Genomic DNA, 21,461 nt, shown 5'->3' with positions numbered 1-21,461 from the left:
GCCGCAGCGCAACGAAAAGCCGCCCCGAGGGGCGGCTTTTTCATTTCTTCGGGTAGCCATGCACACGCTCCCAACAGTCGTCGCGCAGCTCCTCGGCGTGGCTACGGATGCTGTCCCAACCGTTCTGCCGCAGCGCCTCCCGGGCCTCTCGACGTACCGCCTGCCATCCGGGGTGGGCATAGATGTCGAAGTCGAAGCAGCCCAGCGCTTCCTCGGGCAGCTCGTTGCACAGCGCCCAGACACGCCTCAAGGCATCGCGAAAACTCCCGGCCTGGTGACCCGGACAGCCTTCGAGCCACTCGTGCAACGGCACGACCTTCTCCGACCAGGTAGAGCAGCCCGGGCAACTGCCGATGGTCTCTCTCTGCATGGCACCGTCAAGGGCCAGGAAATCGAGCGCCAGGAACGCCTCTGCGCTGAGCAGGACCCATCGATGCTCATCCTGCCCGTACCACGTCCAGATGAAACTGCCCGGCTCGTTCATGTCGGCTCCTGCGCCGAGGGAAAAGGCGCGACGATAGCGTAATCAGTCTGCGCCGAGAAAGCTCAGCACCGCGCCTTCGAACGCCTGCGGGAACTCGACGTTCGACAGGTGCACCGCCGGCAGCGTAACCAGCCTGGCCCCGGCAATCGACGCGGCGATCAGCTCGCCGTGGCTGGCGGCGGTGACCGTGTCGTACGCCCCTGCGATCACCAGGGTCGGCCGCTCGATCCGCGCCAGTTGCGCGCGCAGGTCGGTATCGCGCACCGCCGCGAAGGAGCCGGCCAGGCCGTGCCGGTTGGTGGCCATGAGCATCGCCCGGAAGCGCTCGACGACGGGCTCGGCGCGCTCCAGCAGCGCCGGCGGAAACCAGTTGCCGAGGAAACCCGCGGCGGTCTCGCTCATGTCCTCGGCCTGCAGCACCGCGGCGATGCGCTCGTCCCACTGCGCCGCCGGGCCGAGCCAGGCCGAGGTGTTGGCCAGCACCAGCCGCTCGATCCGCTGCGGCGCATGCAGCGCCAGCCACTGACCGACGATCCCGCCCAGGGACAGGCCGAGGAAATGCGCGCGCCGTACCTCCAGCGCGTCGAGCAGCTCCAGTACGTCCTCGCCCAGCCGGGCCAGGGTGTAGGGCCCCGGCGGCACGCTGGAGGCGCCATGGCCGCGGGCGTCGTAGCGCAGGACGCGGAAGTGCCGGGTCAGTGCCGGGAGTTGCGCATCCCACATGTGCAGGGTGGTGCCGATGGAGTTGGAGAGCGCCAGCAGCGGTTTCTCTGCCGCACCATCCAGGCGATAGGCGAGGCTGGCGCCGTCGCTGGTAGCGAGAAAAGACAGGTTGCCCATGGGAGCCTCCGGGGTCAGGGTGATTGCCATGCACGCCAGGCTAGTTGCGACGGTCCCTGGGAAAAACTACAAAGAATGGAACGACTCTGTCAGGGAAGCTGACATGCACGACTTCACCCTCCACGACCTCCAATGCTTCGACGCGGTGGTCGACGCCGGCGGCTTCCAGGCCGCCGCACAGCGCCTGCACCGCTCCCATCCGGCGGTGTTCGCCGCCGTTGCCCGGCTGGAGCGCCAGCTCGGCCTGGTGCTGCTGGAACGGGGCGGCTACCGGGTCGGCCTGACCGCCGCCGGTCGCTCCTTCCACCAGCGTGCCCAGGCCCTGCTCTACGAACTGGAAGGGCTGCGTGGCCACGCCGCGCACCTGGCCCAGGGCGAGGAAAGCGAGCTGCGCGTGGTACTGGGCGACCTCTGCCCGCCGCGCCCGGCCCTGGCGCTGCTCGCAGGGTTCTTCGGCAGCCAGCCGCAGACCCGCCTGCAATTGCTGTTCGAAACCGTCAGCGGCCCGCTGGAGCGCCTGCTGGACGGCGAGGCCGACCTGATCCTGCATCGCGTGGACAAGTCCGACCCACGCCTGGAATGGCTCGACCTGTGCAGGGTCGGGCTGGTCCCGGTCATCGCGCCGGGCCTGCTCGGCGATCCTCCGCCGCGACCGGTGCGCCCGGAACAACTGCGCCCCTTCGCCCAGTGCGTGATGCGCGACAGCGCCCGCCATTCTCCGCCGACGGACTATTTCATGCTCGCCGGCGCGCGACAGTGCAGCGTGCCGGACCAGCGAACGAAGAAAGAGGTGATCCTCCAGGGCCTCGGCTGGGGGCACCTGCCGGACTTCCTGGTCGACGAGGAACTGGCCGACGGCCGCCTGCTCGCTCTGGCCGGGCCGCATCTGCCAGGACGCAGCGAAGAGGTGGTGGCGGCGCGCCGGCGCGATCGCGCGCAGGGCCCGGTAGCGGAACGCCTGTGGGCGTTCCTGCGGGACAACGCTACAGCGCTACGGGAGAGCGGCATGGATACCGGTGGCGATGACTCGGCAGGCGCCAGGCGTCCTCGGTGAGAAACTGGCGGATATCGCCAGGCGCTATTCGCCCTACCCCCACGCACTCCCCCGGCATCAACGCCGGCTTGCCGCCAGCTACTCCGCCATCTTGCGCAACGCCTCGCCATCCAGCCGGTAGCGCACCCACTCGTCCTGCGGCAGCGCGCCGATGGAGCGGTAGAAGTCGATGGCCGGCTGGTTCCAGTCCAGCACGCTCCACTCCAGGCGTCCGCAGTCGTTGGCCACGGCCTCGCGGGCCAGCTCGCGGAGCAGCCGGCGACCGGCGCCGACGCCACGGTACTCAGGGGTGACGTAGAGGTCTTCGAGGTAGATGCCGTTGCGCCCCAGCCAGGTCGAGTAGCTGTAGAAATACACCGCATAGCCGATCGGCCGGCCTTCGCTCAGGCACATCAGCGCGCGGGTCGGCGAGCCTTCGGCGAACAGGCTGCGGCGGATGCCTTCGACATCGGTGACCACCTCATGGCGGGCGCGCTCGTAGTCGGCCAGTTCGATGATGAAGGCAAGGATCTGTTCGGCGTCGGCCGGTACGGCGGGACGGATTTCGAGAGTCATGGGCAACCTTCCGGTGGGGGATCCGGCCATCCTAGTGCGACTGCTAAGATGCATGAAGTGCATTCTTCTCATCGGCAACTGAATAACATGCATCCCCTGCTGCGCCGCCTCGATCTCAACCTCCTGCTTGTCTTCGACGCCCTGTATCGCCACCGCAACGTCGGCACCGCAGCCAGCGAACTGGCGATCAGCGCCTCGGCCTTCAGCCATGCGCTGGGGCGCCTGCGCCAGGGGCTGGACGACGAGCTGTTCCTGCGCCAGGGCAACCGCATGCAGCCGACCCAGCGTGCCGAGCACCTGGCCGCTGCGGTGGCCGCCGCTCTGCGCGCCCTCGGCGAGGGGCTGGAAGAGTGGCGGCCGTTCGTACCGGGACAGAGCCAGCGCACCTTCGTCTTCGCCGCCACCGACTACACCGCCTTCGCCCTGCTTCCGCCGCTGATGAACCGCCTGCAGCACAGCGCGCCCGGAGTGCGCCTGCGCCTGGTCAATGCGGAACGCAAGCTGTCGGTGGAGGCCCTGGCCAGCGGGCGGATCGATTTCGCCCTCGGCTACGACGAGGAACACGAGCGCCTGCCCGAAGGCATCCAGGCCCATGACTGGTTCGCCGACCGCTACGTGGTGGTAGCGCGGCGCGACCACCCACGCCTCGCCGGGGCGCCGACGCTGGAGGGCTACCTGGCCGAACGGCATGCGGTGGTGACGCCGTGGAACGAGGACAGCGGGGTGATCGACCGGCTGCTGGCCCGCTCCGGCTTGCGTCGCGAAGTGGCGGTGCAACTGCCGACGGTGCTGGCGGCGCTGTTCCTGGCAGGCTCCACCGATTTCCTGCTCACCGCTCCGCGACATGCCGCACGGGCCCTGGCGGAAGCCGCCGGCCTCGCCCTGTATCCCGCGCCGTTCGACATTCCGCCCTACGTGCTGCGGCTCTACAGCCACGTCCAGCATGTCGGGCGTGACGCCCATGCGTGGATGATCGGGCAGTTGAAGGGCCTGGATATTTCCCGGACGGGCTGAGCTTCGCGCCGCGCACCGTCGACGGGCGCGGCGGTAACACTGGGCACAATTATTGTGCACAATTTTCCCAATGCGGCCTCCTGGCGTCCCGCTTTTTCCCCTCTCCCTCGTCCGTCCGCATAAGCCTATGAATCGGTTCGAAATTCTTACCTGATCGAAGCGACAGCTTTTTCCCAAGCGGTTTCAGGGGCTTGCCGCCGAAAGGCCGGTTTGCGCAGAGCGCGGAAAATTCGGTCGAGGATCGGTTGGCACATAACTGGCTTAAATCTTCGAAATTCTTGTATACAAAAACAACAGACGAACCCGACCTCGCGCCGAGTTCTTCCGACTGCCGGAGGAGACCGCCATGTCCAGCACCCCGAAGCCGCCCGCCTCGCCCCGCGAGTTTTCTCCCTCGCTGCTCGACCTCGGCACCCTGGAAAGCCTCGACAGCCTGCCGCGCGCCGGTCAGCGGAGCGCGGAGTTCTCCGCCTCACTGCTCGACCTGGGCACTCCGGCCAGTCTCGACTGCCTGCCACGCGCCGGGCTGCGCGCAGCGGAGTTCTCGGCGGCGCGCCTGGACCTGGGCACTCCCGCCAGTCTCGATTGCCTGCCCCGCGCCAGCCATCACGCCGGCCCCGAACTGCCGCCGCTGAGCCCGCGCCTGTACAGCGCCGATCTCGCCCCGACCAAGGCCGAAGGGCGCCGCTGGGGACGCTACAGCCTGTTCGCGCTGTGGACCAACGACGTGCACAACATCGCCAACTACTCCTTCGCCATCGGCCTCTTCGCCCTCGGCATGAGCGGTGCGCAGATCCTCGCCGCGCTGGCCCTGGGCGCGCTAATGGTCTACGGACTGATGAACCTGTCCGGCTACATGGGCCAGAAGACCGGGCTGCCCTACCCGGTGATGTGCCGCATCGCCTTCGGCATCCACGGCGCGCAACTCCCCGCGCTGATCCGCGCGGTGATCGCCATCGCCTGGTTCGGCATCCAGACCTATCTCGCCTCCATCGTCCTGCGCGTGCTGCTGACGGCGATCTGGCCGGGGCTCGCAGCCTACGACCAGGACGCCATCCTCGGCCTGTCGAGCCTGGGCTGGGCGACCTTCGTCGCCATCTGGTGCGTGCAACTGCTGATCTTCGCCTACGGCATGGAGATGGTGCGTCGCTACGAATCCTTCGCCGGACCGGTGATCCTGCTCACCGTCGCCGCCCTCGCCGCCTGGATGTACCTGCGCGCCGGCGCCTCCATCGCCTGGTCCAGCGGCGAACCCATGAGCGGTTCGCAGATGTGGTTGAAGATCTTCGGCGGCGCGGCGTTCTGGGTGACCCTGTACGGCACCATGATCCTGAACTTCTGCGACTTCGCCCGCGGCTGCCCGGACCGCCGCACCATCAGCGTCGGCAACTTCTGGGGGCTGCCGGTGAACATCCTGCTGTTCGGCCTGTTCGCGGTGGTCCTCGCCGGCGCCCAGTTCAGGATCGACGGCCAGCTCATCCAGAGCCCCACCGACATCGTCGCCGCGATCCCCGACACCCTATTCCTGGTGCTGGCCAGCCTGGCGCTGCTGATCGTCACCGTGGCGGTGAACATCATGGCCAACTTCGTCGCCCCGGCCTACGTACTCACCAACCTGGCGCCGAACCTGCTGAACTTCCGCCGCGCCGGGCTGATCAGCGCGACCATCGCAGTGCTGATCCTGCCCTGGCACCTGTACAACAGCCCCGGGGTGATCCTCTACTTCCTCGGCGGCCTCGGCGCGCTGCTCGGCCCGCTGTACGGGATCATCATGGTCGACTACTACCTGGTGCGGAAAGGCCGGGTGAACCTGCCGGAGCTGTACACCGAAAGCCGCGCCGGCGCCTATCACTACGCGCGAGGGGTGAACCCGCGGGCCATCGCCGCGTTCGTCCCGGCGGCGATCATCTCCACCCTGCTGGCATTGTTGCCGGCATTCGCCGAGCTATCGCCGTTCTCCTGGTTCTTCGGCGCCGGCCTGGCCGGCCTGATCCACTACGCCCTGGCCAAGCGCCGCACGGCCTACCGCGAAGTTTCCGGCGAAGCGATCGCGGTGGACAGCGTGCAGCACTGACGGATACCTGGCCGGCCTGGGCGCGACACCCGCCTAGGCCGGCAGTAGCGCCTGCAATTCTTCCTCGATCGCATCCAGCGCCTGGAACGACCGCTCGACGCGGGCCACCGCGACCGCCCCCTCCAGCGCCGCGAGGATCAGCCAGGCGCGCGAGGCGGCGAGCTTTTCCGCCAGTCCGTCGGCGCGCAACGCACGCTCGATGCTGGCGTGCCAGGCGCGGAGCGCCCGGCGGCATTCAGCGTGCACCGGGGCCAGCTCGGCGTCGATGCTCAGGCTGGTGGAAAGCACCGGGCAGGCCTCTTCGAAACGCGAATGCTCCAGCCAGCCACGCAGGGTCGCGGTGAACTGGCGGAGGACGTTGCGCGCATGGGGGGCCTGGGTCCCGGCGCGGTCGAGGAAGGACGCCACCTCGTCGGCGACGAAGCCGATCGCGGCGCTGGCGATCTGCGGCTTGCCCTCGGGGAAATAGTGATAGAGCGAGCCTTTCGGCGCCTCGGCGCGAGCGATGATGTCGCTCAGCCCGGTGCCGAAATACCCGCGGCTGGCCAGCAGCGAGGCGGTGGCATGGACGATCCGTTCGGCGGCATTGGACTTCTTCGGCAAACCTGACTCCCCAACTCACGGCAGACGACCGGGCAAGCATGCCCGAGCCTCAGGGCAGATGAAACACGCCGCTGGCGCTGGCCACCAGGCGCTCGCCGCTGTGCAGCCGGGCCGAGGCGAAGGCCATGCGCTGGCCGAGCTTGTCGACCCGGGTATGCACCTCCAGCCAGTCGCCGACCCGCGCGACCCCGCAGAAGTCCAGGCGCAGGCCGACGGTGACCATCGGCTGCGGCGGTTCGCGGGAGAACGCCATGGCGTAGCCGAGGCCAACGTCGGCCAGGGTCGAGAGCAGGCCGCCGTGGGCGGTGCCACCGTGGTTGCAGTGCTTTTCGTCAATGCGCAGCGCCACCACCAACTGGCGCTGGGCGTCCTGCCGGCAGAAGAAAGGACCGAGCAGGTCGAGCAACGGACTGCTGCGGAACAGCGGCTGGAACCCTTCGGGGACGTTCATCACGGTGCGGCCTCCGCTTTATATAGACTGGTCTATATAAAATATGCCCGGACGCTGGATCCACCAGCGCCGCGAAGGTCTTATCGAGGCGCTGAATGGCGCTTCATCAGGACGGCGCCCTGGGCGCCGCCCGCACTCCCTCTCAGCGGCTCATCGGACCGCGCACCGGCCGCTCGCGGGCGTGGCTGGTCGCGCTGAGCGGCGCGCCGGCCTCGCGCAGCGCCTGGCGCTGTTCGGCGACCGGGGTCTGCGCGGTGGCCTTCTCGAAACGCGCCAGATGCTGGAAGGCCGGCAGGGCGAAAGCGTCAGCCAACAGGCGCGCCAGGCGCGGCCAGCGCTCGCCGTCGACCTGGTAGCGCGCCAACTGGGCATTGCGGAACAGGCAGGCGACGGCGACATCGGCGATGGACAGCTCGCCGCACAGCCAGCCGCTTGGCGGGACCCGCCCTTCCAGGTAGTTGCAGATCGACGGCAGGTCTTCGTCGTAGGTGCGTTGCAGGATCGCCTGGTCGGGTTCGCGCTGCCAGATGCCACGGTTGATCACCAACTGGTGGAACAACTGCCAGATGATCACCTGGCCCAGCCGCGAATCGGCGTACTCCTCCAGCCAGCGGGCCTGGGCGCGCTGGCCGATGTCGACGGGATACAGGCTCGGCTGCGGGTAGCGCTCCTCCAGGTACTGGCAGATCACGCTGGAATCGTTGAGGACGAAGTCACCGTCCACCAGCACCGGAATCTGGCGCAACGGACTGAGGCGCTCGAAGGCCTCGTCGCCGAAGAACGGCACGATGGGGTCGATGCGGTAGGCGATGCCTTTCAGTTCCAGCAGCACCAGCACCTTGCGCACATAGGGGGACAGATAGGAACCGATGATCAGCAAAGGTTCGGCCACGGCGAGACTCCTGTTCTTGTTATGGGAACACCGATCCTCCGGCAAACCAGCGGGACGACTCAAGTGGCTTCCCGACGGACGCCAATTGCAGGGATAGTCGCACTTTGCGATCATTTGCGAATAATTCTCGTTTTTCCATTCAATCCCGTTTCGGGATGGGGAGCGGTCGTGTCGGCGGGTGACGTCAGCAACAGCGAATTCGTGGGTAGCCTGTACCGGGACCACCGCGGCTGGCTGCTTGCCTGGCTGAACCGCAACCTCGGCTGCCGCCAGCGCGCCGAAGACCTCAGCCAGGACACCTTCGTTCGCCTCCTCGGCCGCCCGGAGCTGCCCGGCCTGCGCGAACCGCGCGCGTTCCTGGCGAAGGTGGCGCGCGGTCTGATGATCGACCACTTCCGCCGCGCCGCCCTTGAGCAGGCCTATCTCGCCGAACTGGCGCTGGTTCCGGAAGCGGAGCAGCCTTCGGCCGAAGAGCAGTACCTGATTCTCGAGGACCTCCGCGAGATCGATCGCCTGCTTGGCACGCTGTCGCTGAAGGCGCGTAGCGCGTTTCTCTATAGCCGCCTGGACGGCATGCCCCACGCGGAGATCGCCGAGCGTCTCGGAGTCTCGGTGCCGCGCGTGCGCCAATACCTGGCCCAGGGTCTGCGCCAGTGCTACATCGCCCTCTACGGAGAGCCCCGGTGAGCGCCGACGATCGTCATTCGCCGGTACGCGCGCGGGTGCTCGACGAAGCCATCGCCTGGCAATTGCTGCTCGACTCCGGCGAAGCCCATCCCGACGATCACCGCGCCTTCCACCGCTGGTACGCGGCGCATCCCGAACACGAACGCGCCTGGGAACAGCTCGGCGGCCTCGACCGGCACCTGGCGAGAGCCGCCAACGGGCCGGCGCGCAACGCCCTGCTGTCCGGCAACGCACGCTTCAAGCGCCGCCTGCGCCGGCTCGGCGGCAGCGCCCTGGGGCTAGTGCTGGCGCTAGGCGTCGGGCTCGGCGTGGCCAACCGCTACGTCCCGGTCCGCTACCTGCTGGCCGATGCCTACAGCGCCACCGGCGAGCAGCGCGAGCTGACCCTCCCGGATGCCACTCATGTGCGCCTGAACAGCCGCAGCGCCATCGACGTCCGCTTCGACGGCGAACGCCGCCAGGTCGTACTACTGGCCGGCGAGATCCTGGTGGAAACCGCCCATGGCGACCCGCGCCCCTTCGTGGTCAGCAGCGCCGATGGTGACATGCGCGCCCTCGGCACGCGCTTCCTGGTGCGCCGCGAGGAACCCGGCACGCGCCTCACCGTGTTGCAGTCGGCGGTGGCCGCGCGCGCGGAAACGCTCAGCGAAGAGCGTGTGATCAAGGAAGGCCAGCAGGTGCTGATCCTGCCGCAAGGCCTGCAGGCCAGCGAAGCGGCCCCGGCCCTGGCCGGCGCCTGGGCACAAGGCATGCTGGTGGTAGAGAACGCCCGGCTGGCCGACCTGGTGGCGGAACTGGGGCGCTATTCGCCGGCGCTGCTGCGGGTCGACCCGAGCATCGCCGACCTGCGCGTCACCGGCAGTTTCCCGCTGAAGGACACCCGCCTCGCCCTTCAGGCTTTGGAGCCGAGCCTGCCGGTGCGCAGCGTGAGGCACAACGCCTGGTGGTTCGAAGTGGTGCCACGCTGAACCGAACGGGCCGGCGAAAAATTTTTCCCGCCGGCCCTATCACTTTTTCCGACTCGTCCGGCAAGGAGGCATTGAGACTCGTTTCCATCCAGGAGCCCCGCACATGCCCCGCCCGACGTTCCGTCCCGGCCTGCTCGCCCTAGCCATCGCCCTCGCCGTTCCCGCACCGTTCCTCCACGCCGCCCCGGCCGAACAGGCCAGCGTGCGCGACTACCGCATCGCCGCCGGGCCGCTGGCAGGCACCCTGAACCGCATCGCGGCCCAGGCCGGCCTGGTCCTCACCCTGGATCCGGCGCTCGCCGAAGGACGCAGCGCCCACGCCGTGCAAGGTCGCTTCGACGCGCCCGGCGCATTGCGCGAAGCGCTCAAGGGCAGCGGCCTGGAACTGGTGGAAAATGCCGGCGGCACCTACAGCCTGCGCAAGGTGCCGGAAGACACCCTGTCGCTGCAGGCGATGACGGTCAGCGGCGCCGAGGAAGACCCACTGGGGCCGACCAGCGGCTACGTGGCCAAGCGCAGCATGACCGGCACCAAGACCGATACGCCGATCCTCGAGACCCCGCGCTCGATCTCGGTGGCGACCCGCCAGCAGATGACCGACCGCGCCGTGCACAACCTCGACGACGCGGTGCGCTACATGCCCGGCGTCGTCGCCAGCAGTTTCGGCAGCGACTCCCGTTCCGACTGGTTGAAGGTGCGCGGCTTCAAGCCGACCCAGTTCCTCGACGGCCTGCCGATGGCGGTCGGCGTCTACAACAACCCGAAACTGGAAACCTGGAACCTGGAGCGTGTCGCCCTGCTCCGCGGCCCGGCCTCCTCGGTCTACGGCCAGACCCCGCCGGGCGGCATGCTCGACATGGTCAGCCTGCGTCCGCAGAACGTCGCCAGTCACGAGGTGAAGGCCGAGGTCGGCAACTACAACCACAAGCAGGTCAGCTTCGACAGCACCGGCCCGCTCGACGACGAGGGACGCTTTCTCTATCGCGTCTCCGGCGTGGTGCGCGACAGCAACACCCAGGTCGACCATATCGACGACAAGCGCTACAACATCGCCCCGAGCCTGACCTGGAACATCGACGACGACACCAGGCTGACCTTCCTCGGCCAGTTCAACCGCGACGATACCGGCATCACCAGCCAGTTCCTGCCGCTACGCGGAACCAAGTACGACGCGCCGTTCGGCAAGGTTTCCCATCACAAGAACCTCGGCGATCCGGACTGGGAATACTACGACCGCACCTACTACTGGCTGGGCTACGCCTTCGAGCGGCGGATCAACGATGTCTGGCAGTTCCGCCAGAACCTGCGCTACCTGCGCAACGACCTGTCGTTCCAGGGGATTACAGCGGGCACAGCTCATGCCGACGGCACACTGGAACGCAGCACCACCTCGGTGGATGAAGACGTCAGTCAGTTCGTAGTAGATAACAACTTCCAGGCCGACTTCGAAACAGGCGCCCTGCGCCACACCCTGCTGCTAGGCCTGGATCACAACCGCACCGACAACCAATACACATCGATCTTTGGCAGCGCGCCGCCGAGCAACGTCATCAACCCGATCTACGGCCAGCCGATCGTCAAACCGGATCGTTCGACGGCCTTCTACGACTACAAGCAGAAGACCTACCAGACCGGCCTCTACGTCCAGGACCAGATCGCCCTCGACAACTGGCGCCTGACCCTCGGCGGTCGCGAGGACTGGGTGCACACAGGCGCCACCTTCTACAACAAGGGCGACGCCACCAATACCAGCCGCGACAAGAAGTTCAGCGGCAACGCGGCGCTCAGCTACATCTTCGACAATGGCGTGGCGCCCTATATCTCCTATGCGGAGTCGTTCCAGCCCACCACTGGCGCCGATATGAACAGCACCAGTTCGCTGAAGCCGACCGAAGGCAAGCAATGGGAAATCGGCGTGAAGTACCAGCCGGTAGGCTCCGACTCGCTGTTCACCGCCGCGGTCTATGACCTGCGCCAGGAGAACGTCAGCGTGTCGCAGAACATAGGCGGCACGCCGGTCACTTCGCAGACGGGCGAAGTGAAGGTCTCCGGGATAGAACTGGAAGCCACCAGCAACGTCACCGACAACCTGAAGATGATCGGCGCCTATAGCTACGCCGACACCGAAGTGAAAAAAGGCCAGTACGCAGGCAACCGCCTGCAACAGGCGCCGCGCAACCAGGCCTCGCTATGGGCCGACTACACCTGGCACGAGGGTACGCTGAACGGTTTCAGCGTGGGTGCCGGCGCCCGCTACGTAGGCTCGACCTACGGCGACCAGGCCAACACCTACGACGGCTACGCCGGCTCGTACACCCTGTACGACGCCGCCGTGCGCTACGACCTGGGCCAATTGAACGGCAGCCTGAAAGGCGTCAGCGTGGCGGTCAATGCCAACAATCTGTTCAACAAGGACTACCTGGCGTCCTGCGACGGCTACTACTGCTACTACGGCGACCAGCGCAGCGTGGTGGGCAGCGTCAGCTACAAGTGGTGAGCGACGCGTCACAGGTGCGCAACGGCGGATAACCGCTTCGCGGTTATCCGCCCTACCGCAGAACGTACCTTCCGGGCACCGGATGCCCTCCTCCCGCCTGTGGGAGAGGGCCGGGATATCGGTAGCCGGCGCATCGGGGAGGACCTGCATTCCGGGCGCCGGAGATCATCGTTCACCCCGCGATCCGACCCCACAGCGCGCTGGCGTCGTCGTGGATCTTGAAACGCGGGAAAGCCAGGGCCTGGTCGTCGCCCTGTTCGATCTCGCGCAACTCGTCGAGCATGGCGCTCACTCCGACGTCCTCGAGGCGCCGCAGCAACTGTTCGTCGGTATAGCGGCGGAAAGGCTCGACCAGCCGGTCGAAGCCGTCGGTCATCAGCACGAAGGAACGCAACGCGGCGAGCGGCAAGGTCTCGCGCTGCACCTGGCCGAGCCAGCGGTCGCTGATGTCCAGCGCCCAGTAGCCCTCGGGCTTGTTCATCAGCAGGCGGTTCTGCCGCACGCGCGGGCGGCTGGCCTTGAACAGTTCGGCGTGATCCCACTGCGGATGTTCCTCGCGCATCCGGCAGAAATGCGCCAGGGATTGCCGATCCAGTTCGTGTAGGGCCGAATCGCCGAAGCTGCGTACCTGGCCGTCGGCGCCTTCGACGAGGATCCGGCTGTCGCCGATGTTGAGCAGTTCGATTTCTCCGCCGCGAATCCGCAGCAGGCTCAGGCAGGCCGCCGGCATGTCTTCGAGGTCGTGCCAGTCGCGGCCGCTCTGGGCGCGGAAGTCGCCCTGGATATCGTTGAGCAGGCGCCGCAGCAGGGTCTCGCTGGATTGCTCGGGCTCGACTTCCAGCAGCAACCGCAGGTGCCGGTCCACCGCCTGGGCCAGCCAGCGCGCGTCGCTTTCCACGCCCAGCACGCTGCGACCGATGCTGGTGGCACCGTCGATCACCCAGGCGGCCTGCGCCGTGCAGCCCAGCGCATCGTCGTTCACCGCGCCCCCCGCGCGGCATTCCGCCCCGAGTATTTCCACTGTGGCCATTCGCAGTTCCTCCTATGCTCAATGCGCTGCCAGAATAGCAAGACAGAGCCTTTCCACGTTCCGCTCGTCGTTCCGGGAGAACCGTATGCGTCACCTGCCCTACCCGCTGCTGGGCCTGTTCCTGGCCCTGTCGTCGACCGGCGCCGCCCTGGCCGGCGAACAGTACTACCCGCTGGACAAGGGCTCCGCGCCCTACGCGATCGCGCCCAGTGCACAGGGTGCGGTCTGGTACGGCGCGGACGGCGGGCATTCGCTGGGGCGCCTCGACCCGACCAGTGGCGAGAGCGTGCAGGTGCCGCTCGGCGAAGGCGCGCGGCCGCGAGCCATCGTCAGTGACGAGAGCGGCAACGCCTGGGTGCTCGACAGCGGCCTCAACGCCATCCTTCGCATCGGCGGCGAGCGCCTGGGCAGCGAACGTTTCCCGCTACCGGCCAAGGCCGCGCCGGCCGGGCTCGAGTCCGCGGTATTCGACGACGACGGGCGCCTCTGGTTCACCGGCAGCCGCGGCTTCCACGGTCGCCTCGACCCAGCCAGGCGCCTGGTGGAGGTCTGGCCCTCGCCCCAGGGCAAGGCGGCGAACGGCATCTGCGTCACCCCGGACGGCGAGGTCTGGTACGCGCAGGACGACGCGCTGGTGCATGTCGATCCGCTCGACGGCAGCGCCGAGCGGTTGCCCGCGCCTGAAGGCACGAAGGCCTTGCGCGGGATCGGCGCCGACTCCATCGGCAGGCTCTGGGCCAGCGACAGCGGTGGCGCCCGGCTGTACCGCTACGATCCCAGCGATGCCTCGTGGCAGAGCTGGCCGCTGCCGGACAGCCAGGCCCGCCCGGACAGCCTGCGGGTCGACGCCATGGACCGTGTCTGGCTGCACGACGCCGCCAGCGGGGCGCTCTTGCGTTTCGACAGTGAGCAGGCGACATTCCGCGTCCTGCCCAGCGACCGGCCGGCGCCCGGCAACGCCCTGCTCGGCGGTCGCCCCGGAGAAACCTGGAGCGCCGAGCCTGCCGCCGATCGTCTGCGCGTCGTCCGCGACTGATCCTTCCAAGGAGCCCGCATGAGCGCTACCCATACGCTGTTCTACGCCGCCGCCTCGCCCTTCGTGCGCAAGGTCCTGGTCCTGCTCCACGAAACCGGCCAACGCGAGCGCGTGGCGCTCGAGGAAGTCACGCCGACGCCGGTCGCGCCCATCCGGCAGCTCAACGCCAGCAACCCGGCCGGCAAGATTCCCGCCCTGCGCCTGCCGGACGGCCAGGTGCTGCACGACAGCCGGGTGATCTGCGACTACTTCGACCAGCAGCACGTCGGCGAACCGCTGATCCCCCGCGAAGGCAGCGCCCGCTGGCGACGCCTGACCATCGCCTCGCTGGCGGACGCCGTCCTCGACGCCGCGGTGCTGTCCCGCTACGAAACCTTCGTCCGCCCCGAGGAGAAGCGCTGGGACACCTGGCTCGAAGCACAGCGGGAAAAGATCGGGCGGTCCCTGGCGTGGCTGGAGGGCGACTGCATCGCCGAACTGCAGGCGCGCTTCGACATCGCCGCCATCGGCGTCGCCTGCGCCCTGGGCTATCTCGACCTGCGCCAGCCGGAGTGGGACTGGCGCGGCCGCTACCCGCGACTCGCCGCCTGGTTCGCCGAAGTCAGCCAGCGCCCGTCGATGCAGGCCACCCGCGTCTGACCCCGAGGCCCGCCGACGCCTGCTGCCGCCGCAGGCGCTCGGCGCGTTGCAGCCAGGCCGCCGAGGGGCCGGGGAACAGCAGGCCGATCCGCGCCGCCAGGCGCTCGCCGTCGCGACGGTCGTCGCGCAGGCCGACATAGCCATTCATTTCCAGCACACCAGGCGGAACAGCAGCAGGCCCAGCAACAGCGCGCTCTGTCCGAGCCCCATGCAAAGCTCCAGGAAGGAGCGCACGTGCGGATTGCCGGCGGCGCCCTCGATGCCGCTGAGGCCTTCCCAGAATCCGTCCGGCATCAGTACCAGCATGGCGTGGGCCAGGGGCTTGCCGCTGGCGATCCAGTACTCGATCAGGCCGAACTTGCCGAAGAACAGCAGAAAGATCAGGATCACGCCGCTGACCAGCAGGCCGAGGGCGGCACAGAGGGTGAACTCGAAGAACAGGCGCATGCTTTTCCTCCTTGGAAATCGGCGGCGGCCGGCGCCGCCGCCTTCGTCGTCAGGCCCTGGCGGGTACCGCCGGGAAGTCCTTGCGGCCGACCCCGTACCAGTCCAGGCGGCGGGTCAGCACCATCACCGCGGCAAGCACCGCGAACAGCAGCAGCGAGCCCATCAGCAAGGCGTAGTCCTCCGCGCTCAGCAAGCCGTAGAGCAGGCCGTACAGCCCTGCCAGGCCGGCGCTGAAGCCCAGCCCTCGGGCCACGCTGCGCAGGACGAAGCACAGGTAGAAGCCGATCAGGCCGACGCAGGCTCCGGCGGAGACCAGGTAGGCCAGCTCGAAGCCGACGTGCTCGGCCAGCGACAGCAGCAGCAGGTAGAAGAACGCCAGCGCCAGGCCGACCAGCGCGTACTGGACCGGGTGTACCGCCAGGCGCTTGAGCACCTCGAAGAGGAAGAAGCCGGCGAAGGTCAGGGTGATGAACAGCAGCGCGTACTTGATCGCGCGGTCGGCCTTCAGGTACTGGTCCACCGGATCGACCAGGCCGACGCCGAAGGCGCGCGCCTGGAAGCCGTCGCAACGCTGCTCCTCCACGCAACTGCGCAGCGCCTCTTCCATGTTGGTGGCGAAGAAGCTGGTCTGCCAGCGCGCGGTGAAGCCCTGGGCGGTGATCTCCCGCTCGCTGGGCAGGAACTCGCCGCCGAAGCTCGGGTGCGGCCAGTCGGCCTTCAGGATGACCTGGCTGTCGCGGCCCACCGGCACGATGTCCAGCCGCTCGCTGCCGAGCAACGACAGGTCGAAGGCGTACTCCAGGCGCTGCGCCTGGCGCCCGTCGACGCCTTGCAGCGGTGCGTGCACACCGCTGCCGAGCAGGCCGACCCGGCTACCCGGCTCGAAGTCGACGCTGGCACCGTTGAGGGACAGGCGCAGGGCATTCTCGATGCCGCGGATGTCGCTGATGCCCATCGCCAGGAACGGCGTTTCGAACTGGTAGTCCTCCAGGTCTTCTTCGATGCCATAGTGCGCAGGCACCTGGAAGTAGCCGGCAACCTTGTTGTCGACGTGGTACAGGCGCGCCTGGTAGATGCCGCGGTAGCGCAGCTCGGTGCGCATCTGCCCGTCGAGGGCGAAGCGGTCGGGCAGGAAGTACAGCTCGCCGCGCTGCTCGCGCTCCTGCAACACGCGCTTCTCGGTCTTCTCCTCGGTGACCCACTCGCGCACCGTCCTGCGGTACGGCACCACCAGCAGCGGGCCGGTGAGGCGCTGGCTGTAGCTGGAGCTGCGGGCGATATCCTGCAGCACGCCGTCACGAACCTCCTGGCGATCGCGGATCAGGCCGTCGATCATCAACAGGGGAATCAGCAATAGCAGGATGAGTAGGGCGATGGCGCCGAGCTTGTAGGCCAGCGTGCGGTTCATGGGGGACTCTCCGTCGGGGTGATGGCGGAAAGTCTGCGGCGCCGCGATGGCGGGCTTCGGGTCGCCGTGTGGAGAGTCGATGGAGTTTCCGTGGAGACGCCTCAGCCGCGCGGCAGCCAGAGCAGCGCCTCGACGCCGTCGTCGCGGTTGCCGACCAGCAACCGGCCGCCATGCAGTTGCGCCACCTCGGCGACGAAGTTCAGTCCCAGCCCGGTGCTCTTGCGCCCGCTGGCCGGGCGCGGCAGCGAGTAGAAGCGTTCGGTGAGGCGCGCCAGGGCGTAGTCGGGAATCGCCGGCCCCTGGTTGAACAGGCGCAAGGCGATACCCTCGCCGTCGGCCTCGGCGAGCAGGCGAAGGATGCCGCCGGGCGGGGTGAAGTCGAGGGCGTTGTCGAGCAGGTTGGCCAGCGCCTGGCGCAGCAGGAACTGCTCGCCGCGAACCTCGCAGGGACCTTCCAGGCGGTTCTCCACCCGCAATCGCTGGCGCTGGATACGCGCCGCCTGGCCTTCCAGCAGGGACGCGGCGATCTCCCGCAGGTCGACCTTGCCGACCTCCTCCAGGCCTTGCCGCTGCTCCACCTGGGCCAGGCTCAGCAGGCGCTCGATCAGTTGTTGCAGGCGCTCGCTCTCGCCGGCGATGTTGCCGACGAAGCGCGCCCGCTGCTCGGCCGGCATCTCGCCGTCGAGCAACTCGGCGGCGCCACGGATCGCCGCCAATGGGCTCTTCAGTTCGTGGGTCAGGGTATGCACGTAGCGCTCGACGTAGTCCTTGCCTTCCAGTTGCGTGCGCATGCGTTCCACCGCGTCGGCCAGTTGCGCCATCTCGCCGCCGCGATAGCGCGGCAGCTCGGCGCGGCGCCCCTCGCTGACCGCCTGTGCGTACTGGGTGAGGCGCCGCAGCGCGCCGCTGAGCCACCAGGAGAGCAGGCCGCCGACCAGCAGCCCGAGGGCGATCAGCCCGGCACCGAGCCAGGCCAGGCGCCGCTGCGAGCGGTCGATGTAGGGTTGCAGGCTGCTGTTCGGCTTGGCCACCGAAACCACCCCGATGATCTTCCCGGCATCCTTGATCGGCGCCGCCACGTACATCACCGAGGAATCCGGGTCGTCCGGGTCTTCGCGGCTGGAGCGCGCGCCGTACTGGCCCCGGAGAGTCAGGTAGACGTCGTTCCAGCGCGAATAGTCCTGGCCGACGGCCACCCCGGCGGAGTCCAGCAGCACCTTGCCGCTGGCGTCGGTGACGTAGATGCGGTGGTTCACCGCCTCCTTGCGCAAGCCCCAGATATCCGCCTGCGGCACCCGCTTGCCGTAGTCCTCGAGCATCTCCGGCAGGTCGCTCTGTGCCAGGGTGCCGTTCTTCACGTCCTGGCGGAGGATCTCGGCGAGCAGGTTGGCGGTGTCCACCAGGGTTTCCTCGGTGGACTGGCGCACGCCGGGGCGCACTTCGTCCATCACCGTGCTCAGCACGAAGTAGCCGGTGAGACCGACGAACAGGAAGTAGACCAGGAAGATCCGAACGCCGAGCGGCATCAGGCGTGGTCCGGGCTGTAGCTGTAGCCCAGGCCGCGATGGGTCTGGATCGCTTCGCCGCGTTCGTTCACCTGGCGCAGCTTGGCGCGCAGACTCTTGATGTGGCTGTCGATGTTGCGCTCGTAGCCGGCCTCGCTGGCGACGCCGAGGGCGTCGAGCAACTGCTCGCGGCTGAATACCCGCTCGGGCTGCCCGAGCAGCGTCTGCAACAGGCGGAACTCGTGGCGGGTGAGGTTGAGCGGGGTGTCGCGGTAGTGGATCCGCACGCGCTCCTCGTCGACCTGGAACGGCCCGCTCGGCGCGGCCCCTTCCAGCGCCGCCGGGCGCGGCGCCATGCGCTTGAGGATGGCCTTGACCCGAGCCGCCACCTCGCGCGGGCTGAACGGCTTGACCACGTAGTCGTCGGCGCCGATCTCCAGGCCGACCACGCGGTCGATCTCGGCATCGCGCGCGGTGAGGAAGATCACCGGCACCTCGGAGAACCGCCGCAGGCGCTTGCAGGCCTCGAAACCGCTGATGTCCGGCAGACCGACGTCGAGGATCAGCAGATCCGCCGGCTGGCGCTCCTGCAACGCCAGCGCCTCGCCGGCGAGGGTCACCCAGGTGGTGGCGAAGCCTTCGGCCTGCAGGGCGTAGAGCAGGGTGTCGGCAATCGCGGCTTCATCTTCGACGATCAGGATATGCGGCATGGCGTGACGGCGGCTGACGGGAATGCCGGAACGGTGCCGCAAGCCGGCGCGCGCGTCAATCGCGCCGCCGGTGGCGTAGGACGCTTACTTGCAGGTGGGCTTGTCGGCGACGAAGCGCTCGGAGGGATCGACCGCGACGTGGAATTTGCGCAAGCCCTTGGTGCCCATCAGGAACGGATAGTTGAAGGCGCTGCGGTCGGTGAGGTTGACCTCGATGGTCTTCATCGCTCCGCCCAGGCAGACCTGCAGGTCGATCACCGGGCGTTCGCTCAGGCGGTCCTCATCCTCGTCCTCGCCGTTGCGGTTGTCGGCGCGGTTCTTGATCTTGCCGATGCGCGCCAGCTTGTGCTCGAACACAGAGCCGTCGGCCTCCTTGGTGGCCAGCCGGAAGCGCACCCACTCCTCGCCGTCGCGCTGGAACAACTCGATGTCCTTGGCCGACAGCGAGGAGGTGTAGGCGCCGGTGTCCATCTTCGCCTGCAGGGTGCGGTCCAGCTCCGGCAGGGAGACCCATTCGTAGCGGCCGTAGAGGTTGGGTTCGGCGGCGAGGACCGGCAGGGCGAACAGCGAGAGCAAGGCAAGGGCACGCTTCACGCGGGCATCTCCTGAAGTGATACGAGGTCCACATAGGACTAGCACGGCGCGGTTTCGTTCGCCACGCCGGCGGCTTGGGCGGCGCGGCGCGGATGCGTATGATGGGCCGCGTCGACCCACACCCAGGACAGGGAAACCAACCATGCGGGAACTGTTGACCGGCCTGACCAGCAGCCTTCTGCTGCTTCTCAACACGCTGATCCTGATCGGCCCGATGATGCTGATCGCACTGCTCAAGCTGGTGCTCCCCGGCCAGCGCCTGAAGGACCTCTGCTCCAGGGGCGTGATGTGGATCGCCGAGACCTGGGCGGAGATCGACAAGTGGATCTTCGCCACCTGCACGCCGACGGTCTGGGACGTGCGCGGCGCCGGCGACCTGCGCCAGGACACCTCGTACCTGGTGGTGAGCAACCACCAGTCCTGGGTCGACATCCCCGCGTTGATCCAGGTGTTCAACCGGCGCACCCCGTACTTCAAGTTCTTCCTCAAGAAGGAGCTGATCTGGGTGCCCTTCCTCGGCCTGGCCTGGTGGGCGCTGGAGTATCCGTTCATGAAGCGCTATTCCAAGGCCTTCCTGGAGAAGCACCCGGAACTCAAGGGCAAGGACCTGGAGATCACCAAGGCCGCCTGCGAGAAGTTCAAGCGCATCCCGGTGACCGTGGTGAACTACCTGGAAGGCACGCGTTTCAGCGAGCAGAAGAAGGCCCGGCAACAGTCGCCCTATCGCCACCTGCTCAAGCCCAAGGCCGGCGGGGTGGCCTTCGTCCTCGCCGCGCTGGGCGAGCAACTGGACGCCCTGCTCGACGTCACCGTGGTCTACCCGAGCGACAAGGTGCCGGGATTCTGGGACCTGCTCTGCGGACGGGTGCCGAAGGTGATCGTCGACATCCAGACCCGCCCGATCGATCCCGCCCTGTGGCAGGGCGACTACGAGAACGACCCGGTGTTCCGCCAGTACGTGCAGGAATGGGTCTCGCGCATGTGGGAAGAAAAGGACGAACGCATCGCCCGCTTGCGGCAACTGCGCTGAAGTACCGGCCGAAGCACACCCATCTCGTAGGGCGGATAACGCCGGGGGCGTTATTCGCCCTACCGGAGCGGGCAACGAATACCCGGGGGTCGCACCCACCTCGTAGGGCGAATAACCGCAACGCGGTTATCCGCCGTTTCCACGGAGCGGCGGCGGATAACGCCGGGGGCGTTATTCGCCCTACCGGTGCGGGCAACGAATATCCGGGCGCCGCACCCACTTCGTAGGGCGAATAACCGCAGCGCGGTTATCCGCCGATCCGCTGGCGGCAGATCAGAGCAGCGACGAGCCGCCCGCCTTGCTCACTCCCCAGAGATTGCTCAGGCTGCCCAGCAGCTCGCTGTTGGCGCCCTGCTTGCCGAAGTAGTCGACCAGCACCTGGGCGAACTTCTCGGTCATCCCGCTATCCATGCCCAGGGTGCCGAAGGCCTTGTTCACGTCGCCCATGCTGTCCGCATTGCCGAGCAGCGAACCGAGGCCCTTGCTGTCGCCGCCGCTCTTGCCGAGCACGTTGCCGAGCCCGCCGAGACCGGCCAGGGCGTTGTTGCCGGCCAGCTTGTCGAGGCCCGGGATGGTCTTCACCAGTTGCGAGTAATCGTTGCCGGCCAACTGGTTCTTGGCCAGGCCGAGCAGGGCGCCGGTACCGCCGACCGCCTGCTCCTGGCTGACCCCGAGCTGACCGGTGAGTGCGCCGAGCAGACCGCTGGTCTGCGGGGTGGTGGCTACCTGGGCGGAGTCGCCCTGGGACGCCCCGGCGACCGCCTTGGCGGCATCCCCGAGATTGAAGGCGAACGCGGAGGCGGCGCTGAGCAGCAGGGCCGCGGCCAGGGTAGCGTGGGTGGTGACGCGCATCGGCAATTCCTCATGAGATATCGAACGCCCCGGCCGCATTCGCAGGCCGGGGTGAGATTTCGACCGACCGGCCGGTGCCTTGTTCCCCAAC

23 protein-coding genes are annotated in these 21,461 nt (G+C 67.9%); 9 read left to right on the top strand and 14 right to left on the bottom strand.

Annotated features, from left to right (window positions below):
• Positions 1–40: 40 nt before the first annotated feature.
• Together ACM0M4_RS02630 and pcaD are read right to left on the bottom strand one after the other, a co-directional pair.
• Entirely contained in the window at positions 41–484 is a 444-nt protein-coding gene (locus ACM0M4_RS02630) for a hypothetical protein (protein ID WP_003105223.1), read from the bottom strand.
• A 42-nt stretch (positions 485–526) separates the two neighbouring features.
• The gene (gene pcaD, locus ACM0M4_RS02625; protein WP_003105224.1) at positions 527–1,324 is read right to left on the bottom strand and encodes a 3-oxoadipate enol-lactonase; all 798 of its coding nucleotides are present in this window, start codon (positions 1,322–1,324) and stop codon (positions 527–529) included.
• A 103-nt stretch (positions 1,325–1,427) separates the two neighbouring features.
• On the opposite strand from pcaD, the gene ACM0M4_RS02620 reads away from it, so the two are divergent.
• Positions 1,428–2,378, top strand: a complete 951-nt coding sequence (locus tag ACM0M4_RS02620; protein ID WP_003160882.1) for a LysR family transcriptional regulator — start codon at positions 1,428–1,430, stop codon at positions 2,376–2,378.
• Positions 2,379–2,456: 78 nt separating this feature from the next.
• Here the strand turns inward: ACM0M4_RS02620 and ACM0M4_RS02615 are convergent, their stop codons facing one another.
• On the bottom strand, positions 2,457–2,933 hold the full coding sequence (locus ACM0M4_RS02615; RefSeq protein WP_003084777.1) for a GNAT family N-acetyltransferase: 477 nt from the start codon (positions 2,931–2,933) through the stop codon (positions 2,457–2,459).
• Between the two features lie 87 nt (positions 2,934–3,020).
• Here ACM0M4_RS02615 and ACM0M4_RS02610 point away from each other — a divergent pair, with 87 nt between their 5' ends.
• Entirely contained in the window at positions 3,021–3,947 is a 927-nt protein-coding gene (locus tag ACM0M4_RS02610; RefSeq protein ID WP_003105226.1) for a LysR substrate-binding domain-containing protein, read from the top strand.
• A 346-nt stretch (positions 3,948–4,293) separates the two neighbouring features.
• On the top strand, positions 4,294–6,021 hold the full coding sequence (locus tag ACM0M4_RS02605; RefSeq protein ID WP_003084774.1) for an NCS1 family nucleobase:cation symporter-1: 1,728 nt from the start codon (positions 4,294–4,296) through the stop codon (positions 6,019–6,021).
• A 33-nt stretch (positions 6,022–6,054) separates the two neighbouring features.
• On the opposite strand, the gene ACM0M4_RS02600 is transcribed toward ACM0M4_RS02605, so the two are convergent.
• From ACM0M4_RS02600 to ACM0M4_RS02590, 3 genes are all read right to left on the bottom strand, one after another.
• Positions 6,055–6,624, bottom strand: coding sequence for a TetR/AcrR family transcriptional regulator (locus tag ACM0M4_RS02600; RefSeq protein WP_003084771.1), 570 nt, complete (start codon positions 6,622–6,624; stop codon positions 6,055–6,057).
• A gap of 49 nt (positions 6,625–6,673) precedes the next feature.
• On the bottom strand, positions 6,674–7,078 hold the full coding sequence (locus ACM0M4_RS02595; protein ID WP_003118845.1) for a PaaI family thioesterase: 405 nt from the start codon (positions 7,076–7,078) through the stop codon (positions 6,674–6,676).
• Positions 7,079–7,217: 139 nt separating this feature from the next.
• Complete coding sequence (locus tag ACM0M4_RS02590) at positions 7,218–7,967, bottom strand: glutathione S-transferase family protein (protein ID WP_003105233.1); 750 nt, start codon at positions 7,965–7,967, stop codon at positions 7,218–7,220.
• 168 nt (positions 7,968–8,135) lie between these two features.
• Here ACM0M4_RS02590 and ACM0M4_RS02585 point away from each other — a divergent pair, with 168 nt between their 5' ends.
• From ACM0M4_RS02585 to fiuA, 3 genes are all read left to right on the top strand, one after another.
• Positions 8,136–8,654, top strand: a complete 519-nt coding sequence (locus ACM0M4_RS02585) for an RNA polymerase sigma factor (RefSeq protein WP_003084762.1) — start codon at positions 8,136–8,138, stop codon at positions 8,652–8,654.
• A complete protein-coding gene (locus tag ACM0M4_RS02580) occupies positions 8,651–9,622 on the top strand; it encodes a FecR domain-containing protein (protein WP_003105235.1) in 972 nt (323 codons plus the stop codon). Before ACM0M4_RS02585 ends, ACM0M4_RS02580 begins: the two co-directional genes overlap by 4 nt.
• A 103-nt stretch (positions 9,623–9,725) precedes the next feature.
• On the top strand, positions 9,726–12,119 hold the full coding sequence (gene fiuA, locus ACM0M4_RS02575) for a TonB-dependent ferrichrome receptor FiuA (protein WP_003105239.1): 2,394 nt from the start codon (positions 9,726–9,728) through the stop codon (positions 12,117–12,119).
• A gap of 172 nt (positions 12,120–12,291) precedes the next feature.
• On the opposite strand, the gene ACM0M4_RS02570 is transcribed toward fiuA, so the two are convergent.
• Complete coding sequence (locus ACM0M4_RS02570) at positions 12,292–13,149, bottom strand: PP2C family serine/threonine-protein phosphatase (protein ID WP_003099950.1); 858 nt, start codon at positions 13,147–13,149, stop codon at positions 12,292–12,294.
• Between the two features lie 85 nt (positions 13,150–13,234).
• On the opposite strand from ACM0M4_RS02570, the gene ACM0M4_RS02565 reads away from it, so the two are divergent.
• Both ACM0M4_RS02565 and ACM0M4_RS02560 read left to right on the top strand, forming a co-directional pair.
• Positions 13,235–14,185, top strand: a complete 951-nt coding sequence (locus ACM0M4_RS02565) for a Vgb family protein (protein WP_221345479.1) — start codon at positions 13,235–13,237, stop codon at positions 14,183–14,185.
• 18 nt (positions 14,186–14,203) lie between these two features.
• A complete protein-coding gene (locus tag ACM0M4_RS02560) occupies positions 14,204–14,824 on the top strand; it encodes a glutathione S-transferase (protein ID WP_003099945.1) in 621 nt (206 codons plus the stop codon).
• Here the strand turns inward: ACM0M4_RS02560 and ACM0M4_RS02555 are convergent.
• From ACM0M4_RS02555 to ACM0M4_RS02530, 6 genes are all read right to left on the bottom strand, one after another.
• Positions 14,787–14,972 carry a hypothetical protein gene (locus tag ACM0M4_RS02555; RefSeq protein ID WP_003084739.1) on the bottom strand — a complete coding sequence of 62 codons (186 nt, stop codon included), beginning with the start codon at positions 14,970–14,972 and terminating at the stop codon, positions 14,787–14,789. The genes ACM0M4_RS02560 and ACM0M4_RS02555 overlap by 38 nt on opposite strands.
• The gene (locus tag ACM0M4_RS02550; protein WP_003084737.1) at positions 14,969–15,271 is read right to left on the bottom strand and encodes a hypothetical protein; all 303 of its coding nucleotides are present in this window, start codon (positions 15,269–15,271) and stop codon (positions 14,969–14,971) included. Before ACM0M4_RS02550 ends, ACM0M4_RS02555 begins: the two co-directional genes overlap by 4 nt.
• A 49-nt stretch (positions 15,272–15,320) precedes the next feature.
• Positions 15,321–16,679, bottom strand: a complete 1,359-nt coding sequence (gene creD, locus ACM0M4_RS02545) for a cell envelope integrity protein CreD (protein ID WP_003099944.1) — start codon at positions 16,677–16,679, stop codon at positions 15,321–15,323.
• Positions 16,680–16,780: 101 nt separating this feature from the next.
• Positions 16,781–18,205: a two-component system sensor histidine kinase CreC gene (creC, locus tag ACM0M4_RS02540; RefSeq protein WP_003099942.1), complete on the bottom strand. Its 1,425-nt coding sequence runs from the start codon at positions 18,203–18,205 to the stop codon at positions 16,781–16,783.
• Positions 18,205–18,894, bottom strand: coding sequence for a two-component system response regulator CreB (creB, locus tag ACM0M4_RS02535; RefSeq protein ID WP_003084734.1), 690 nt, complete (start codon positions 18,892–18,894; stop codon positions 18,205–18,207). Before creB ends, creC begins: the two co-directional genes overlap by 1 nt.
• Before the next feature lie 84 nt (positions 18,895–18,978).
• Positions 18,979–19,488 carry an ATP-dependent zinc protease gene (locus ACM0M4_RS02530; RefSeq protein WP_003084733.1) on the bottom strand — a complete coding sequence of 170 codons (510 nt, stop codon included), beginning with the start codon at positions 19,486–19,488 and terminating at the stop codon, positions 18,979–18,981.
• A gap of 142 nt (positions 19,489–19,630) precedes the next feature.
• Here ACM0M4_RS02530 and ACM0M4_RS02525 point away from each other — a divergent pair, with 142 nt between their 5' ends.
• Entirely contained in the window at positions 19,631–20,518 is an 888-nt protein-coding gene (locus tag ACM0M4_RS02525; RefSeq protein ID WP_003099939.1) for an acyltransferase, read from the top strand.
• A gap of 273 nt (positions 20,519–20,791) precedes the next feature.
• Here the strand turns inward: ACM0M4_RS02525 and ACM0M4_RS02520 are convergent, their stop codons facing one another.
• Positions 20,792–21,370 carry a DUF2780 domain-containing protein gene (locus ACM0M4_RS02520; protein ID WP_003084725.1) on the bottom strand — a complete coding sequence of 193 codons (579 nt, stop codon included), beginning with the start codon at positions 21,368–21,370 and terminating at the stop codon, positions 20,792–20,794.
• Positions 21,371–21,461: the final 91 nt, after the last annotated feature.

The sequence above is a fragment of the Pseudomonas sp. 18-147 genome (assembly GCF_051048045.1).
In the GTDB taxonomy this organism is placed as follows: domain Bacteria; phylum Pseudomonadota; class Gammaproteobacteria; order Pseudomonadales; family Pseudomonadaceae; genus Pseudomonas; species Pseudomonas aeruginosa.
Note: the sequence above shows the minus strand (reverse complement) of the source record. Positions and strands in the feature narration are given on the sequence as shown.

What these genes read in the sequence shown, in the direction of transcription:
- ACM0M4_RS02560 (WP_003099945.1), top strand. Translation starts at nt 14,204, where the DNA reads ATGAGCGCTACCCATACGCTGTTCTACGCCGCCGCCTCGCCCTTCGTG.
- ACM0M4_RS02570 (WP_003099950.1), bottom strand. Translation starts at nt 13,149, where the DNA reads ATGGCCACAGTGGAAATACTCGGGGCGGAATGCCGCGCGGGGGGCGCG.
- ACM0M4_RS02610 (WP_003105226.1), top strand. Translation starts at nt 3,021, where the DNA reads ATGCATCCCCTGCTGCGCCGCCTCGATCTCAACCTCCTGCTTGTCTTC.
- ACM0M4_RS02525 (WP_003099939.1), top strand. Translation starts at nt 19,631, where the DNA reads ATGCGGGAACTGTTGACCGGCCTGACCAGCAGCCTTCTGCTGCTTCTC.
- pcaD (WP_003105224.1), bottom strand. Translation starts at nt 1,324, where the DNA reads ATGGGCAACCTGTCTTTTCTCGCTACCAGCGACGGCGCCAGCCTCGCC.
- ACM0M4_RS02565 (WP_221345479.1), top strand. Translation starts at nt 13,235, where the DNA reads ATGCGTCACCTGCCCTACCCGCTGCTGGGCCTGTTCCTGGCCCTGTCG.
- ACM0M4_RS02630 (WP_003105223.1), bottom strand. Translation starts at nt 484, where the DNA reads ATGAACGAGCCGGGCAGTTTCATCTGGACGTGGTACGGGCAGGATGAG.
- creD (WP_003099944.1), bottom strand. Translation starts at nt 16,679, where the DNA reads ATGAACCGCACGCTGGCCTACAAGCTCGGCGCCATCGCCCTACTCATC.
- creB (WP_003084734.1), bottom strand. Translation starts at nt 18,894, where the DNA reads ATGCCGCATATCCTGATCGTCGAAGATGAAGCCGCGATTGCCGACACC.
- creC (WP_003099942.1), bottom strand. Translation starts at nt 18,205, where the DNA reads ATGCCGCTCGGCGTTCGGATCTTCCTGGTCTACTTCCTGTTCGTCGGT.
- fiuA (WP_003105239.1), top strand. Translation starts at nt 9,726, where the DNA reads ATGCCCCGCCCGACGTTCCGTCCCGGCCTGCTCGCCCTAGCCATCGCC.
- ACM0M4_RS02615 (WP_003084777.1), bottom strand. Translation starts at nt 2,933, where the DNA reads ATGACTCTCGAAATCCGTCCCGCCGTACCGGCCGACGCCGAACAGATC.
- ACM0M4_RS02520 (WP_003084725.1), bottom strand. Translation starts at nt 21,370, where the DNA reads ATGCGCGTCACCACCCACGCTACCCTGGCCGCGGCCCTGCTGCTCAGC.
- ACM0M4_RS02605 (WP_003084774.1), top strand. Translation starts at nt 4,294, where the DNA reads ATGTCCAGCACCCCGAAGCCGCCCGCCTCGCCCCGCGAGTTTTCTCCC.
- ACM0M4_RS02550 (WP_003084737.1), bottom strand. Translation starts at nt 15,271, where the DNA reads ATGCGCCTGTTCTTCGAGTTCACCCTCTGTGCCGCCCTCGGCCTGCTG.
- ACM0M4_RS02620 (WP_003160882.1), top strand. Translation starts at nt 1,428, where the DNA reads ATGCACGACTTCACCCTCCACGACCTCCAATGCTTCGACGCGGTGGTC.
- ACM0M4_RS02555 (WP_003084739.1), bottom strand. Translation starts at nt 14,972, where the DNA reads ATGAATGGCTATGTCGGCCTGCGCGACGACCGTCGCGACGGCGAGCGC.